Origin of the sequence: Streptomyces sp. NPDC059477 (assembly GCF_042749375.1) — a bacterium.
In the GTDB taxonomy this organism is placed as follows: domain Bacteria; phylum Actinomycetota; class Actinomycetes; order Streptomycetales; family Streptomycetaceae; genus Streptomyces.
Map to the genome: position 1 here is coordinate 18,516 of NZ_JBHYUG010000089.1, position 16,093 is coordinate 34,608.

Annotated in this window: 14 protein-coding genes; 3 read left to right on the forward strand and 11 right to left on the reverse strand. The window is 72.8% G+C overall.

What is annotated here, in order from left to right:
- Positions 1 to 88 precede the first annotated feature (88 nt).
- Positions 89 to 1,744 (forward strand): PucR family transcriptional regulator, encoded by a 1,656-nt coding sequence (locus ACFXAZ_RS31570; RefSeq protein WP_384598099.1) that lies wholly within the window; start codon positions 89 to 91, stop codon positions 1,742 to 1,744.
- A gap of 424 nt (positions 1,745 to 2,168) precedes the next feature.
- Here the strand turns inward: ACFXAZ_RS31570 and ACFXAZ_RS31575 are convergent, their stop codons facing one another.
- The 5 genes from ACFXAZ_RS31575 to ACFXAZ_RS31595 form a co-directional block, all read right to left on the reverse strand.
- Positions 2,169 to 3,293 carry a glycosyltransferase family 4 protein gene (locus tag ACFXAZ_RS31575; RefSeq protein ID WP_384598101.1) on the reverse strand — a complete coding sequence of 375 codons (1,125 nt, stop codon included), beginning with the start codon at positions 3,291 to 3,293 and terminating at the stop codon, positions 2,169 to 2,171.
- Positions 3,294 to 3,928: 635 nt separating this feature from the next.
- Entirely contained in the window at positions 3,929 to 5,659 is a 1,731-nt protein-coding gene (recN, locus tag ACFXAZ_RS31580) for a DNA repair protein RecN (RefSeq protein WP_384598103.1), read from the reverse strand.
- Positions 5,660 to 5,879: 220 nt separating this feature from the next.
- The gene (locus tag ACFXAZ_RS31585) at positions 5,880 to 6,809 is read right to left on the reverse strand and encodes an NAD kinase (protein ID WP_384598105.1); all 930 of its coding nucleotides are present in this window, start codon (positions 6,807 to 6,809) and stop codon (positions 5,880 to 5,882) included.
- On the reverse strand, positions 6,806 to 7,621 hold the full coding sequence (locus ACFXAZ_RS31590; RefSeq protein WP_384598107.1) for a TlyA family RNA methyltransferase: 816 nt from the start codon (positions 7,619 to 7,621) through the stop codon (positions 6,806 to 6,808). The genes ACFXAZ_RS31585 and ACFXAZ_RS31590 overlap by 4 nt, the downstream gene beginning before the upstream one ends.
- A gap of 7 nt (positions 7,622 to 7,628) precedes the next feature.
- Positions 7,629 to 7,922: a hypothetical protein gene (locus ACFXAZ_RS31595; protein ID WP_384598109.1), complete on the reverse strand. Its 294-nt coding sequence runs from the start codon at positions 7,920 to 7,922 to the stop codon at positions 7,629 to 7,631.
- A 42-nt stretch (positions 7,923 to 7,964) separates the two neighbouring features.
- Between ACFXAZ_RS31595 and ACFXAZ_RS31600 the strand changes: the two genes are divergently transcribed.
- Positions 7,965 to 8,312: a sterol-binding protein gene (locus ACFXAZ_RS31600; RefSeq protein WP_384598124.1), complete on the forward strand. Its 348-nt coding sequence runs from the start codon at positions 7,965 to 7,967 to the stop codon at positions 8,310 to 8,312.
- Between the two features lie 47 nt (positions 8,313 to 8,359).
- Here the strand turns inward: ACFXAZ_RS31600 and ACFXAZ_RS31605 are convergent, their stop codons facing one another.
- From ACFXAZ_RS31605 to ACFXAZ_RS31620, 4 genes are all read right to left on the reverse strand, one after another.
- The gene (locus tag ACFXAZ_RS31605; RefSeq protein ID WP_384598110.1) at positions 8,360 to 9,232 is read right to left on the reverse strand and encodes an ABC transporter ATP-binding protein; all 873 of its coding nucleotides are present in this window, start codon (positions 9,230 to 9,232) and stop codon (positions 8,360 to 8,362) included.
- Positions 9,229 to 10,296, reverse strand: coding sequence for a FecCD family ABC transporter permease (locus ACFXAZ_RS31610; protein ID WP_384598112.1), 1,068 nt, complete (start codon positions 10,294 to 10,296; stop codon positions 9,229 to 9,231). Before ACFXAZ_RS31610 ends, ACFXAZ_RS31605 begins: the two co-directional genes overlap by 4 nt.
- An 8-nt stretch (positions 10,297 to 10,304) precedes the next feature.
- A complete protein-coding gene (locus tag ACFXAZ_RS31615; protein WP_384598114.1) occupies positions 10,305 to 11,348 on the reverse strand; it encodes a FecCD family ABC transporter permease in 1,044 nt (347 codons plus the stop codon).
- A 243-nt stretch (positions 11,349 to 11,591) separates the two neighbouring features.
- Complete coding sequence (locus ACFXAZ_RS31620; RefSeq protein ID WP_384598116.1) at positions 11,592 to 12,620, reverse strand: HAD hydrolase-like protein; 1,029 nt, start codon at positions 12,618 to 12,620, stop codon at positions 11,592 to 11,594.
- An 83-nt stretch (positions 12,621 to 12,703) separates the two neighbouring features.
- Here ACFXAZ_RS31620 and ACFXAZ_RS31625 point away from each other — a divergent pair, with 83 nt between their 5' ends.
- The gene (locus tag ACFXAZ_RS31625) at positions 12,704 to 13,993 is read left to right on the forward strand and encodes a DUF1015 family protein (RefSeq protein WP_384598118.1); all 1,290 of its coding nucleotides are present in this window, start codon (positions 12,704 to 12,706) and stop codon (positions 13,991 to 13,993) included.
- 69 nt (positions 13,994 to 14,062) lie between these two features.
- On the opposite strand, the gene ACFXAZ_RS31630 is transcribed toward ACFXAZ_RS31625, so the two are convergent.
- Together ACFXAZ_RS31630 and ACFXAZ_RS31635 are read right to left on the reverse strand one after the other, a co-directional pair.
- Complete coding sequence (locus tag ACFXAZ_RS31630) at positions 14,063 to 14,809, reverse strand: tetratricopeptide repeat protein (RefSeq protein WP_384598126.1); 747 nt, start codon at positions 14,807 to 14,809, stop codon at positions 14,063 to 14,065.
- The gene (locus ACFXAZ_RS31635; protein WP_384598128.1) at positions 14,746 to 15,888 is read right to left on the reverse strand and encodes a hypothetical protein; all 1,143 of its coding nucleotides are present in this window, start codon (positions 15,886 to 15,888) and stop codon (positions 14,746 to 14,748) included. Before ACFXAZ_RS31635 ends, ACFXAZ_RS31630 begins: the two co-directional genes overlap by 64 nt.
- Between the last annotated feature and the right edge of the window lie 205 nt (positions 15,889 to 16,093).

Below are 16,093 nucleotides of genomic sequence, written 5' to 3' on the forward strand. Positions count from 1 at the left end.
TCGCTGGGCCGGGCGGCACCCCCGCCTTCGCATCGCCCCCCTGACCCCCGGCTGTCACCACCCTGTCCGCGCAGGTAGCGTCCGTTTCATGGACAGCCGCACGGACCATCGATTCGACAGCAACGGCGCCGGGATCACCGTGCAGCGGGCACTGGAGCTGCCCGGGCTGCGCGGCGGACTCCCCGAGGTGCTCGCCGGCGCGGACCGATTGCAGCGGACCGTGCGCTGGGTACACACGGGCGAGGTACCGAACATCGCCTCCCTGCTCAAGGGCGGCGAACTCCTGCTGACCACGGGGTACGGCCTCGGCACCCGCCCCGCCGAACAGCGCGCGTTCGTCCGCACCCTCGCCGAGCGCGGTATCGCCGCCCTGGTCGTCGAGCTGGGCCCGCGCTTCACCCGGCTCCCGGCCACCCTCGTGGAGACGGCCCGCACGGCCGGGCTGCCGCTGGTCCAGCTGCACCGCGAGGTGGCCTTCGTGACCGTCACCGAGGAGATCCACACCGAGATCGTCAACGGGCACTACGCCCTGCTCCAGCGCGCGGAGGAAGTGGTCCGCCGCTGCACGGAGGCGCTCCTCGGCGGCGGCGGCATCCCCCAGGTGCTGGCCATCCTGGCCGACTTCAGCGGCAACCCCGTCTTCCTGGAGACCCCCGAGGGCCTGCTCCTGTACGCGGCCGGATCCAGCCCCGGCGGCGCCGAACCGCTCCAGGTGTGGGAGGGCCTGCGCGGCCAGCACAAGGACGCCCCGCCGCCCGCGGGCTCGGTCCTGGTCGACGTACCCGGCGGCGGCCCGGGCAGCGGCTCCGGGACCGGCTCGGTCCGGGCCCGCCTGGTCCTGCTGCCGGTACGCGGCCCGCTCACGCCGGTGCACCGGATCGCCGTCGAGCGGGCGGCCGAGATCCTCGCCGTGGTGCTGATGCAGGCCCGCCAGGACGAGGAGCTGGCCGCGCGCGGACGCGGTGACTTCCTCACCGACCTCGCCGAGGGCCGGATCACCGCCGAGGACGCCCCCGCGCAGGCCCGCGTCCTCGGCTTCAAGCCCGGCGCCGGCCCGCTGCTGCCGGTCGTCATGCGCCTCGGCGACCCCATCGCCCAGGGCGGCGGCTGGGCCCTGCTGGCCCGCGCGGTCGCCGAGGAGCTGTCCTCGGTCGGGGTGCCGGTGCTGCTGGGTGTGCGCCCGGTGGAGGGCCGGGTACCGCTGCTGCTGGGCCTGCGCGCGGAGTCGGAGCGCGCGGCGGTGGCCGACCGGGTGGCGACGGCGCTGCGGGCGGGCGTGGAGCGGGCCGGCATGCAGCGGCCCGGGGCCCGTCCCCCGGTGGTGGTGGTCGGCGTGGCGGGCGGCTGGGCGGCGGCGTCGGCGGGGCTGCGGCACGCGGCGGAGACGGCGACCGCGGCCCATGGCCTGGCCGACCGCCCCTGGTACGACGCCCGGCGCCTGGACATCGACCTGCTGCTGTGGCGGCTGCGCGACCATCCCGACCTCGCGGCGTTCGTGGAACGTGCCATCGGCCCGATCCGCGACCACGACCGCCGCTCCAAGCCGCCGCTGCTGCCCACCCTGGAGACCTACCTCGCGCACGCGGGCCGCAAGGCGGAGACCGCCCGCGAGCTGCACCTGAACCGCCAGACCCTGTACAACCGGCTGGCCCGCATCGGCGAACTCCTCGGCACCGACCTGGACGACCCCCAGACCGTCCTCACCCTGGGCCTGGCCCTGAGAGCGAGACGCCACGTCGGCTGAACGGGGGCGCGTCCGCTCGTTCACGCCCGGAACGGGAACGCCTGCCGACGGGGCCTCTGCCCCGTGTCCCCTGACCCGACCTTGCCCTTGCCCTTGGGCCGACCCTCTGAGCCCTGGTCCCAGGTCCCCCAGACCGTGATCCCCGGGCCCTGGCCCCTGCCCACCTGACGGTGAGAACCCTGACCCCGCGCCCCTGACCCCAGACCGTGGCCCCGGACCCTGACCGCAGGCCCCGGACTCCGCCTGCCTCGGGCCCTGGCCCTTGCCCCCTGCCCGCCTGACCGTGACCCCTCACCTTAAGTCCCGGACCCTGATCCGAGGCCCCGGACCCTGCCCCCGGGCCGTGGGGTCAGGCCCGCAGACCCGAGGCCCTGACCCCACCGCCCAGATCGTGACCCCTGAATCCAGGGCCCCGCCCCCGCCCTCAGATCATGGGCCGAGGCTGGGTCAGCTCGTCGTACACGGACAGCACCTGCGCCACCGTCTCGTCCTCCGTCGGCCAGGTCGCCGCTTGCCGCTCCCCGCCTCGCCGCAGCTCCTCCCGGCGCCCGGGATCGTCGAGCAGCCGTACGACAGCCGCGGCGAGCGCCTCGGCGTCCCCGTACGGCACGAGTTCGGCGGCATCCCCCACCAGGTCCGGGATCCCCCCGACGGCGGAGGCGACGAGCGGCACGCGCGCGTGCAGCGCCTCCTGCGCGAGCACCGACCGCGACTCCCACCGACTCGGCAGCAGTACCAGGTCGGCCGCTGACAGCAGCTCCGGGACATCGTCACGCCGCCCGAGCAGCCGCACGGGCAGCTGTTCCTCCTCGATCCGCCGCTGGAGCGCGGCCCGAAGCTCGCCCTCCCCGGCGACGACGACGAACGGCACGGCGTCGAGCAGTCGCCACACCCGCGCGGCGTCCAGCAGCACGTCGTAGCCCCGATGCCGTTCGAGCGGGCCGACGGCCAGCAGTAACGGACGCCCGATGGCCCCGAGTTCGGCCCGCAGCTTGGCCCGGTCGGACTCGTCCCACGGGGCCGACCGAACCCCCGGCAGCGCGGCGGGCGCCAGCCGGGCGTCCCGCGCCCCACGCCTGCGGGCCCGGTCGACCAGGTCGGACGAGGTCCCCAGCACCACGGCCGCGGCCCTGACCACCCGGCGCTCCAGCATCCCCACCAGCCGGGCCCGCGCCCCTTCGGCGTGCGTGCGGCCGTGCCAGGTGACGACGAGCGGAATGTGCCGCCCGCTGAGCGCGAGGGCGGCCCGGAAGGAGGCGTGCAGCCCGTGCGCATGCACGAGGTCGGCGTCCGCGCAGGCGGCCCGGAGCGCCGCGACGGAGGATGGGTCGCTGCCGCGCGGCACCTGGGCGTGGTCGGCGCCGGCCCCGGTGAAGTCGTAGTCGCGCTCGGCCTCGACGGGGGCGCACACCGTGACCCGTACGCCCCGCGCGACGAGCCCCGCGGCCAGCGAGCGCACATGCGCGCTGCTCGCGGCGTTGCCGCCGCCCAGCACCTGCACGGTGCGCAGCGTCGACTGGCCGTGCGGGTGGCTGCTCACGGGGGTCACGTGGCCGGGGCTCCTGGTTCGGCATCGAACGGTCACGAAGAAACGTACAGAAGGATCGGGCGCGGACGGTGCACCGCACGGCCCCCTCCCTGCACCCACCCAAGAATGCCAGCACGCACGCCCGTTCCCGCAACGCCCGAGGTCATGACCCGTCATAGCGGAGGCCGAAAATCCACTCACACGAGTGAGCGGGCAAACCGGCTCATGTATCCCGGACAGGGCAGCCGAATTGGCCGGGAACGACCCGAATGGACGGTCCGGCAGGACGAAGAGCCACCCAAAGGACCGCGCCGAGGCACCGGCCGGGGTGACAAAGACCGACCCAAAGTCCACGGGCACGTACCCCGGGCCCCACCGTCAACTCAACCGGCTCGCGCGCCTACACCCGCCCCAAGTCCACAGGCGCACGCGCCCCCGGCACCCACCCCAAGTCGCCCGGCTCGCGCCCGGCGCCCGCCCCATTCCCCACAGGCTCACGCCCCGACACCCGCCCCAATCCCCACAGGCACACGCCCCAGGCGCCCACCCCCAGGTCGACCGAGGCTCACCCAACTCCACAGGCGCACGCGCCCCGCGCCCACGCCCCCAAGTCCACGAACGCGCCCCCAACCCGGCCCAGAGGCGCCCCCGCCGCCCTAAACCTCCGCCCGAGCCGCCTCCAGCAACTCCTCCGCGTGCGCCCGAGCCGTCTGCGAGTCCTCCTGACCCGCCAGCATTCGCGACAGCTCCCGGATCCGCTCCTCGCCCTCCAGGACCTTCACCCCGGACCGCGTGACGGACCCGTCGTCGGTCTTCTCCACCAGCAACTGCCGGTCGGCGAACGCGGCGACCTGCGGCAGATGCGTCACGACCACCACCTGGGCGGACTTGGCCAGCCGGGCCAGCCGCCGCCCGATCTCCACCGCCGCCTTGCCGCCGACCCCGGCGTCCACCTCGTCGAAGAGATACGTCGGCACCGGATCCGTCCCCGCGAACACCACCTCGACGGCGAGCATCACCCGGGACAGCTCACCCCCGGAGGCCCCCTTGGCGATGGGCCGGGGCGGCGCCCCGGGGTGCGGGGCGAGCAGGAGTTCCACCTCGTCCACGCCCGACGGCCCGTAGCCGACGGTCCGTCCGCCGACCTCGACGCCGTCCGCGTCCTCGGTCTGCCGCAGGTCGAAGGACACGCGCGCGTGCGGCATCGCGAGGGAGGCCAGTTCGGCGGTGACCGCCGCGGCGAACCGCTGCGCGGCCTCGCCGCGCGCGTCGCTCAGTGCCTGCGCCAGCCCGCCCAGCTCGCCCCGGAGCGCGTCCCGCTCGGCGGTCAGCTCATCGATGCGCGAGTCGTCACCGTCCAGCTCCGTGAGCCGCGCGGCCGAGGTCTCGGCCCACGCCAGCACGGCGGCGATGTCGTGCCCGTACTTGCGGGTCAGCCCGTTCAGCGCGGCCCGCCGCTCCTCCACCGCCGCGAGCCGCCGCGGATCGGCGTCGAGATCGTCGGCGTACCCGGCGAGTTCCCCCGCCACATCGGCCAGCAGGATCCCGATCTCCCCGATCCGCCCGGCCAGCGCCGCGAGGGCGGGGTCGTGCGACCGTACGGCCTCCAGCGCCCGGTGCGCCCCGCCGACCAGCGTCGAGGCGTCGACCCCCTCGGGGTCCTCGGGGTTCCCGGCGAGCGCGGCGTGCGCGAGGGTCGCGGCGGACGCCAGCGCCTCGGCGTGTCCGAGCCGGTCGGCCTCCTCGGCCAGTTCCACGTCCTCCCCGGCGCGCGGCTCGACGCCGGCGATCTCGTCGAGCCCGTAGCGCAGCAGATCGGCCTCCTGCGCCCGCTCGCGCGCCCGGGTGGTGATCTCCGCCAGCTCGACGGCGACGGCCCGCAGCCGCCGGTAGGCCTCGGCGTACTTCGCCAGCGGTACGGCGACGGCGTCCCCGGCGTACCGGTCCAGCGCCTGCCGCTGCCGAGACTGCTTCAGCAGCCCCTGCTGATCGGTCTGCCCGTGCACCGCGACGAGTTCATCGGCCAGCTCGGCGAGCACCCCCACCGGCACGGACCGCCCACCCATGTGCGCCCGGGACCGCCCTTCGGCGGAAACGGTACGGCTGATCAGCAGCGCCCCGTCGTCCAGCTCGGCCCCGGCCTCCTCGGCCCGCAGGACGGCCGACGCGCCCGCGGGAAGCGTGATCCGCCCCTCCACGACCGCTTTCCCGGCCCCGATCCGCACGAGCGCCGGATCCGCCCGGCCACCGAGCAGCAGTCCGAGGCTGGTGACCACCATGGTCTTGCCCGCACCGGTCTCCCCGGTGACGGCAGTGAACCCCGGCGACAGCTCGACCACGGCGTCGTCGATGACTCCGAGCGACCGTATCCGCATCTCCTCCAACACGGACACGACCTTACGAGGTCCCACCACCCGCGTGCGACCGCCCCACCCCCGTGACGCCGGGACGGACACGCCGCAAGGGGCGCGGGGAACTGCGCGACCAGCCACATCCCACCCGCACCCACACACCCCCGCAATCCACCCTCCCGGACGGCGCACAGAAGTGCAGGGAACCCCTCATCCCCACCCCCGAGAACACCCACCCCCCTGAAGGGCGGAGCCCCTAGTGCGGAGCACCTCGCCACCCAGAAACCGGCAACGCGAACTTCGCCACCAGCCGGTCGGTGAACGACGCATGATGCAACCGAGCCAGCCGCACCGGCACCGCCCCCCGCCGCACCTCCACCCGGGCCCCCGCCGGCAACTCCACCGTCCGCCGCCCGTCACACCACAGCACCCCCGGCGGGATATGCGGCAGCACCTCCACGGCCAGCACCGAATCCGGCGAGGTCACCAGCGGCTTCGCGAACAGCGCGTGCGCGCTGATCGGCACCATCAGCAACGCCTCCACCTCGGGCCACACCACGGGCCCCCCGGCGGAGAAGGCATAGGCGGTCGACCCGGTCGGCGTGGACAGCACGATCCCGTCACACCCGAACCCCGTCACCGGCCGCCCGTCGATCTCCAGCACGACCTCAAGCAGCTTCTCGGCGGTGGCCTTCTGCACCGCCGCCTCGTTCAGCGCCCAGTCGGTGTGCACGATGTCCCCGTTGCTGTGCACGACGACATCGACGGTCATCCGCTCCTCGACCTCGTACTCCCTCGTCACCACCCGGTCGACCACCTTGTCGAGGTCGTCCCGCTCGGCCTCGGCGAGGAACCCGACCCGGCCGAGGTTGACGCCGAGCATCGGCACCCCGGACGCCCGCGCGAACTCCGCGCCCCGCAGCAGCGTCCCGTCACCGCCGAGCACGATCAGCAGCTCGCACCCGTCGAGGCACTGCGGAGTCGCCTCCTTGACCAGCCGCACCTCTTCCGGCAGCGGCAGATCCCGCGCCTCGTGCTCCAGGACCCGCACCCCGATCCCGGAGCGCAGCAGCCCTTTCACCACCAGTTCGGCGCTGCGGATGGCCGCAGGCCGCCCGGTGTGCGCCAGCAGGAAAACCGTACGAGAACCAGTAGTCGTCTCGACAGGACAAGGGTTCGATGTCAACGCGGCCCCTCCGCCACAGCACGGTCAACGTCGGCCGGGGCCAGTTCCGGAGCCCCGGCCCGCAGCCACAGAAAGTATTCGACATTCCCCGACGGCCCGGGCAGCGGACTGGCCGTCACTCCCCGCACCCCGAGGCCCAGCTCCCACGCCTTCGCGGCGACCCCGCGCACCGCCTCGGCGCGCAGTTCCGGACTGCGCACCACTCCGCCGCTGCCCAGCCGCTCCTTGCCCACCTCGAACTGCGGTTTGACCATCATCACCAGATCCGCGTCCGGTGTCACACACCGCGTCAGGGCGGGCAGCACCAGTCCGAGCGGAATGAAGGACAGATCCCCCACGACCAGATCCACCGGCTCCCCGTCGATCGTCTCAAGCGTCAACTCACGTACGTTCGTACGGTCCTTGACGGTGACGCGTTCATCGCTCCGGAGCGTCCACGCGAGTTGGCCGTATCCCACGTCCACGGCGACGACGTGCGCGGCGCCCGCGCGCAGCAGCACATCGGTGAACCCGCCGGTCGAGGCCCCGGCGTCCAGCGCCCGCCGCCCGGCGACGACCAGCCCCAGGGGCACGAAGGCCGCCAGGGCGCCGGCGAGCTTGTGCCCACCCCGGGACACATACTCCGGATCGCCGTCGTCGACGGCGACGACGATCGCCGCCGCCGTCTCCACCTGCGTGGCGGGCTTGGTCGCGAGGGTCCTGCCGACACTGACCCGCCCGGCGGCGATCAGCTGACTGGCGTGTTCCCGCGACCGCGCGAGCTTGCGGCGGACCAGTTCCGCGTCCAGACGGCGACGTGCGACTCCTGCCACGTTCGGTTCAGCTCCTGCCCTGGGGGTACGGCGTCGGGGGCGCCGGAGGTCCCGGGCGGGCGTCGAGCGCGGTGAGCGCGTCACGCAGCCCCCGGTGCACATCCTCGTACACCTCCACATGCCCGTCCGTGGTGAGGTGGTCGGCATCGGCCAGCCGCTGGAGCCCGGCGTCGACACCGGCGTCACCGGTGGGCGTACGGGGGACGTCCAGGGGCGCGGGGGCGGCGGGCTCGTACGCGGGTTCGAAACCGTCCCCGGCCTCCTCCGTCAGGATCTCCCTCTCCGGCACTGACTCGCTCATGCCCCGACGCTACCCCGAAGCGCTGCGGTACCGTCGATCATGATGGCGACGATCGAGGAGTGCCGCGACGCACTCGACAGGCTCTCGGCCAAGATGGGGCACGCCGAGGGCGACGTCCGCGCGGCCACCACCATGGACCGCTCGGTGAGCTGCCACATCACCGACCTGGACATCACGTTCGTGGGCCGGATGAAGGACGGCCGGATCGACGTGCGCGACACGGTGGCGGGACCCCCTTCCGAGAAGGCCCAGATCCGGCTGGCCATGACCGGCGACGACCTGATCGCCCTGGTCGACGGCCGGCTCGGCTTCGCCCCCGCCTGGGGCTCGGGCCGCATCAAACTGACCGCGGGCCTGCGCGACCTGCTGCACCTTAGAAAGCTCCTGTAGAAGACTCCTGTAGAAACTCCGGTCGAAGGCCCCGGCAGCAAGCCCCCTCAGGAAGCCTCCCCGGCCACCGCTCCCGCCTTCCCCAGGGACACCCCCCGCCCCTTCCGCGCCGCCGGCACCACCAGCGGCGTACCCGTCTCCGGATCGTCGATGACCTGACACCGCAACCCGAACACCTGCTCGACCAGCTCGGCGGTCACGATGTCGTTCGGAGCCCCCTCCGCGATCACCGCACCATCCCGCAGGGCGATGAGATGGGTGGCGTACCGCGCGGCGTGATTGAGATCGTGCAGCACGGCCACCAGCGTCCGCCCCTGCTCCTCATGCAGCTCCGCACAGAGATCGAGTACGTCGATCTGGTGCTGGATGTCGAGATACGTCGTCGGCTCATCCAGCAGCAGCAGCGGCGTCTGCTGGGCCAGCGCCATGGCGATCCACACCCGCTGCCGCTGGCCACCGGACAGCTCGTCCACATACCGGTCGGCCAGTTCGGCCACCGCGGTCCGCGTCATGGACTCCCGCACGACCCTCTCGTCCTCGGTGGACCACTGCCGCAGAAGGCCCTGGTGCGGATAGCGGCCCCGGCCCACCAGGTCGGCGACCGTGATGCCGTCCGGCGCGATGGACGACTGCGGCAGCAGCCCCAGCGTCCGGGCGACCTTCTTGGCGGGCATCGACTGGATGAGCTGCCCGTCCAGCAGCACCCGGCCCCGGCTCGGCCTGAGCATCCGCGACAGCGCCCGCAGCAGCGTCGACTTGCCGCACGCGTTCGGGCCGACGATCACCGTGAAGGAGTTGTCGGGTATCTCCACGGACAACTGCTCGGCGATGACGCGCTGGTCGTAGGCGAGGGTGACCTTCTCGGCGGACAGGCGGTTCACGGTGCTCCTTGAAATGTTCCGGTTCTCGGTCGCGCTCATATCCGGCCCGCCTTGCGCTCGGTGACCAGCAGCCACAGCAGATAGCCGCCGCCGAGGACGCCGGTGACCACGCCGACCGGCAGCTGATCGGAGCCGAACAGCCGCTGCGAGACCCAGTCGGCGCTGACCAGCAGCGCGGCGCCCATACAGAGGGACGGCACCAGGTTGGGGCCGGGCGAGCGGGTGAGCCGGCGGGCGAGCTGCGGGGCGGTCAGCGCCACGAAGGCGACGGGTCCGGCGGCGGCGGTGGCCCCGGCGACGAGCAGCACCGCGGCCAGCATCAGCACCAGCCGCACCCGCTCGACCCGCACCCCGAGCGCGTACGCCACATCGTCGCCCATCTCCAGCATCCGCAGCCCGCGCGCGTGGGCGAGGATCAGCGGTACGAGGATCGCGCACAGCACCAGCAGCGGCCAGACCTGGTCCCAGCCCCGGCCGCTGAGCGATCCGGTCATCCAGACCACGGCCCGCGCGGCGTCCACGATGTCCGCCCTGGTGAGCAGATACCCGTTGACCGCGGTGACGACCGCCGAGACACCGATCCCGACCAGGACCAGCCGATATCCGTGCACTCCCCGCTTCCAGGCGAGCAGATAGATCGCCGCCCCGGTCGCCAGCCCCCCGACGAGCGCGCCCACGGTGACCTGCTCGGCGCTCCCGGACATCAGCACGATCACGATCAGCGCCCCGGCCACCGAACCCTGCCCCAGCCCGAGCACGTCCGGACTGCCCAGCGGATTGCGCGAGATCGACTGGAAGAGCGCCCCGCCCAGCCCCAGCGACGCCCCCACCAGCAGCCCGACCAGCACCCGCGGCAACCGCAGCTCATTGACGATGAACTCCTGCCCGGCGTCCCCCTGCCCGGCCAGCGTCTTCAGCACATCGACGGCCGGAATCGGGAAGTCGCCGGTGCCGACCAGCAGCACGCTCATGAGCAGCGCCACGCCCGCCAGCAGCAGGCCGACGACCAGCGCCCGCCCGTCCACCCGCAGGGACAGCCCGCCCGGCGTCCGCACGGCCGCCCGCCCCCGGGCCCGCCCGGCCCCGTCCGATGCCCTGCTCACCGCGGTCCTCACAGCTGGGCCGTCCTCCGCCGTCGTACGAGATGGATGAAGACCGGGCCGCCCAGGATCGCGGTGATGATCCCGACCTGGACCTCCGCCGGCCGGGCGATCACCCGCCCGATCACATCGGCGCCGAGCAGCAGCACGGGCGACAGCACGGTCGCGTACGGCAGGATCCAGCGCAGGTCGGGACCGGTGAACGAGCGCACCATATGCGGCACCATCAGACCGACGAACACGATCGGACCGCACGCGGCGGTCGCCGCCCCGCACAGCACGGTGGCGGCGAGCATCGACAGCGCCCGGGTGCGGTTGAGGTGGGCGCCCAGCGCCTTGGCGGTGTCGTCGCCCATGGCCATCGCGTTCAGCGGCCGGGCCAGCCCGAGCGCCAGCAGGGTGCCGGTCACCAGGAACGGCAGCACCTGGAGGATGGTGTCCGCGGTCGCCGCGTTCAGCGAGCCGACCGTCCAGAACCGCATCTTCCCCAACGCCGCCTGATCCATGATCATCACGGCCTGGAGATAGCCGTACAGCGCGGCACTGATCGCCGTACCGGCGAGCGCCAGCCGCACCGGAGTCGCCCCGCGACTGCCGCCGAGGAACCACACCAGCGCCCCGACCGCCGCCGCCCCGGCGAACGCGAACCACACATAGCCGGTCAGGCTGGTGACCCCGAAGTAGGTGATGGCGGTGACGACCGCGGCGGACGCCCCGGCGTTGATGCCGAGCAGCCCGGGGTCGGCCAGCGGATTACGGGTGAGCGCCTGGAGCACCGCGCCGGACAGCCCGAGGGCGGCCCCGGCCAGCAGCCCGAGCAGCGTCCGCGACAGCCGCTCGCCCACGACGACATCGGCATACCGTCCCGAGTCCTGGAACAGCCCGTGCCACACCTCGCCCATCGAGAGCGGTTTCGCGCCAACCGCGATGCTCACGAGGGCGACCAGCACCAGCAACGCCAGCGCGACCAGCAGCCCAACACCGCGGATCACCCGGCGGGTTGGCGGCGCGGAAACCGTGGCCACGCGCGGCTCGGGAGGACTCTCAACCAACACGAGGTTAGGTTAGCCTACCCTCCCATGTGTCAAGGCTCCGCTGACCGCCACAGCCAGGCATCCACAGCGTGACGCAGACGACCCCACCGACCCGATCCCGGCTCCCACCAGCCCGAACCCCCGTACCGCCCCACCCACTCACCAAGCCGCACGCACCCGCATCACCCCGACCGGACGACCCCCGTCACCACCCTTCCCCTCCCAGCCCCTCCCAGCCCTTCTCCTCCCCTCCCCCGACTCCCTTCACAACCCCAACCGCGCCAACGCCTTCCCCCCGTCCAGCCCGCAGGCCCCCTCCCCCGCCACCTTCCAGGCCGCCGCGCACAAGGCACGCAACCCGTCCAGCGCCGCCCCCTCACCATCGAGTTCCAGCCGCTCGCCCCCGGCCCTCGCCGTCCAGCCCCCGCACCGGAAGCCGTCCCCGCTCACCGCGACCTCCGGCTGCCCGGTGAGCAGCCCCCGCAGATCGGCGTCGACATACGTCGGCCGATGCTTGGGCGGAGCGGCCAGCAACTGCGCCCCGTCCGTCACCCCGGTCAGCACCAGCAGCGAGTCAACCTCCCCGTTGAACGCGCCCTCGATGTCCGTGTCCAGCCGGTCCCCGACCACCAACGGCCGTCGCGCCCCGGTCCGCAGGATCGTCTCCCGGTGCATCGGCGGCAACGGCTTGCCCGCCACCCGAGGCTCCGCGCCCGTGGCGATCCGCACCACTTCCACCGCCGCCCCATTGCCCGGCGCGATCCCGCGTGCGCTGGGAATCGTCAGATCGGTGTTCGACGCGAACCACGGCACCCCGCCCGCGATCGCGTAGCAGCCTTCCGCGAACCGCCCCCACGCCAGCTCCGGCCCGCCGTACCCCTGCGCCACCGCCACCGGCTCGTCGTCCGCCGACTCCACCGGCACCAGCCCGCGCTCCCGCAGCGCCACCCGCAGTCCGTCCCCGCCGATCACCAGCACCCGCGACCCGGCCGGCACCTGCTCGGCGATCAGCCGCGCCACCGCCTGCGCCGAGGTGATCACATCCGCCGCGCCCGCCGGTATCCCCAGCTCGGTCAGATGCGCCGCCACCGCGTCCGGCGTCCGCAGCGCGTTGTTGGTGACATACGCCAGCTGCATCCCGCCGTCCCGGGCGGTGGCCAGCGAGTCCACGGCGTACGCGATCGCGTGGCCCCCCGCGTACACCACCCCGTCGAGATCGAGCAGCGCCGTGTCGTACGCCTCGCACAGCGCCCGCTCACTGCCCTCGGGCCTGGTCCTGACGCCCTGACTCATCGCACATCGCTCCTCGCTCCAACGGCCTTTCCCCGATCATCCCCCATGCCACTGACAGCGGTACGCGGACGTACGATGCCGGGATGAACTCAGCAGGTCACTCGGAAGCGACGGAGCGCCGGGGCCTGGAACTCACCCCGTTCCGCGGCCTTCGTTACGACCCCGACCGGGTCGGCAGCCTCGCCGCCGTGACGTCCCCGCCCTACGACGTCGTGGTCCGCCCCGACGGCCTCCACCAACTCCAGGCCGCCGACCCGTACAACATCGTCCGGCTGATCCTCCCCCAGGCCACCACCGCCGAGGAGCGCAACGCCCAGGCCGCCGACACCCTCAGCCGCTGGCGAGCCGAGGGCATCCTGACCGCCGACCCCGAACCCGGCCTCTACCTCTACGAACAGAGCGACGGCGAGGGCCTGCTGCAACGCGGAGTCATCGGCGCCCTGCGCGTCTCGGATCCCGCCGACCGGATCGTCCTCCCCCACGAGGACGTCATGCCCCACCTGGTGGCCGACCGGGCCGACCTGATGCGCGCCACCTCCGCCAACCTGGAGCCCCTGCTCCTCACCTACCGGGGCGACCAGAACACGACAACGGCCGAGGTCATCGAACGCACGGCGGAAAAGCCCCCCCTCCTCGCGACCACCACCGAGGACGGCTACCACCACCGCCTCTGGTCCCTCACGGACCCCTCCGACATCACCACCGTCACCAGCGACCTCGCCCACCACCAGGCCCTGATCGCCGACGGCCACCACCGCTGGGCCACCTACCGCCGCCTGCGCGCGGAACACCGCTCGCCCAGCCCCTGGGACGACGGCCTGGTCCTCCTGGTGGACACCACCCGCTACCCCCTGCGGGTCCGGGCGATCCACCGCTACCTCCCCCACCTCCCCCTCCCGGACGCCCTGGCGGCCCTGAAGCCCCACTTCCGCGTCCGCCGGCTGCACACCCCCCTCGCCGAGTCCCTGTCGGCCCTCGCGGAAGCGTCAGCCGAGGGCAACGCCTACCTCCTGGCCGGCGACGGCACCTACCACCTGGTCGACCACCCCGACCCGGACCTCCTGGCCCGCACGGTCCCCACCGACCGCCCCACCCCCTGGCGCACCCTGGACGCCACCGTCCTGCACGCCACCCTCCTCACCACCCTGTGGCACCTCCCCGAGGACTCCCCGACCGACGTCGTCTACCTCCACGACACGGCGGCCACGGTCACCAAGGCCGAACAGGACGGCGGCACAGCGGTCCTCATGCACCCCGTCCGCGAGGAATTGGTCCGAGACCTGGCCCGCCAGGGCGTCACCATGCCCCGAAAGTCCACATCCTTCGGCCCGAAACCGGCATCGGGCCTGGTCCTACGCACCCTGGACCGCTAGCGCGCAAACCTCAAAAAAAGAGGGGGTGGAACTCCCCAACGGAAAGCCCCACCCCCTCTCAACCGGGCCTCAGCCCTCCGAACCCCCGGACCCACTACCCCTCACAGGCCCGCCCCCCTCACCCTCATCCTCATCTTCATCAAGCGCGTCGACGAACTCGACCCCGTCCAGCTCGGCAAGCCGGTCGGAGGCGTCCGTGCTGCCATCCCGATCGGCCTCGACGGCCTTCCCGAACCACTCCCGGGCCTCATCCTTCCGCCCGGCCTCCAGCAAAGCGTCCGCATAGGCATACCGCAGCCGCGCACTCCACGGCTGTACGGAACTGGAAGCCAGCTCGGAACTCTGCAAGGTCACGATGGCCGCGTCCAACTGCCCCATGTCCCGCCGGGCCCCGGCCACGACAAGCCGCATCTCGACCTGCCCCGCCTTGTCGAGCTTCTGCACCTCCGGCGCCCCGGCCATGTCCAGCGCCTTCTCCGGCCGCCCGAGCCCCCGCTCACAGTCGGCCATCACCGGCCACAGATCCACATTCCCGGTCATCCGCCGCGCAGCCCGAAACTCCGCGAGCGCCTCCCCATACTTCTGATTCGCATACGCCGCGAACCCAGCGGCTTCCCGTACGGCGGCAACTCGCGACGCCAGCCGCAGAGCAACCCGCGAATACCCGTAGGCACCCTCGGGATCCTCATCGATCAACCGAGCGACCATCACCAGATTCTTGGCGACATCCTCCGCCAGGGTCTTCGGCAGACTCAGCAACTCCTGCCGAACACCACCGTCGATCTCCTCGCCGGTGACGTCCTCGGGAATCGGCAGCCGCTTGATCGGCTCCCGATCCCGCTCCCGCTCATCCCGGAACCGACCACCACCGCCGCCGCCGCCGGCACCACTGCCACGCCGATCGTCCCGCCCTTGGAACCCGCCGCCGGTACGCCCGCCACGATCATCCCGCCGAGGCCCACGCCCCCCACGGTCATCCCGCCCCCGGAATCCCCCACGGTCACCGCGATCCCCACGGTCATCCCTCCGAGGAGCAGGCCGATCCCCACGGTCATCCCGCCGAAACGCGGGCCGATCACCCCGATCATCCCGCCGAGGAGCCGGTCGCTCACCCCGGTCGTCCCGCCGGAAAGACGGCCGGTCATTGCGCTCGTCCCGCCGGAACCCCGGCCGATCACCTCGGTCGTCCCGCCGCTCATCACGCCGGAAGGCAGGCCGGTCACCCCGGTCATCCCTCCGAAACGCAGGCCGCTCACCCCGGTCGTCCCGCCGCTCATCACGCCGGAAACCACCCCGATCACCACCGCGATCACCACCACGGTCATCACTCCGACGATCATCGCGCCGACCGTAACTCCCACGGTTGTCGTCCCGCCGGAAACCACCCCGGTCGTCACTACGCCGAGGAGCGCCACGCTCGTCATCGCGCCGGACGGCGGGCCGGTCACCATCCCGTCGGAAGGCCGGCCGATCGCCCCGGTCTCCCCGGTCGTCCCGCCGAACCCCACGCCGATCCCGGTCATCATCCCGACGCGGAGGCCGCCCACGATCATCTCGCTGATACGCCGGCCGGGCCCCCCGCTCCCCGCCGTCACGCCGGTCTCCCCCAACCCGCCGGTCGTCACGCCGATCGTCCCGCCCGCGGAAACCTCCACGCTCACCGCGCTCACCACGACCCGCGCCAGCGGCACCGGCCGCACCACGGTTGTCGTCCCGCCGGCCATCGCCGCCGGGGCGGTAGCCACCACGGTCGTTGTCCCGCCGGACCCCACCACGGTCACCGTCGCGACGCTCATCACGCCTAAAGCCGCCACGGCCGGCCCGATCACCACCACGACCACCGCGATCACCACGACCACCGCGATCACCGCGATCGCTGCGGTTCCCGCGATCACCACTGTCCCGTGGCCGCTGATCGCGCTCCGGTCGGTCGTCGGGAGAGTTGGTGGACATCGGTGACTCCTGTCTTAGGTACTACAAGCATGGTAAAAACAAAAGGACCCCTGGTCCCAGCTGAACGCTGGGACCAGGGGTCCTTCCAAAGATTGTTCGGCGGCGTCCTACTCTCCCACAGGGTCCCCCCTGCAGTACCATAGGCGC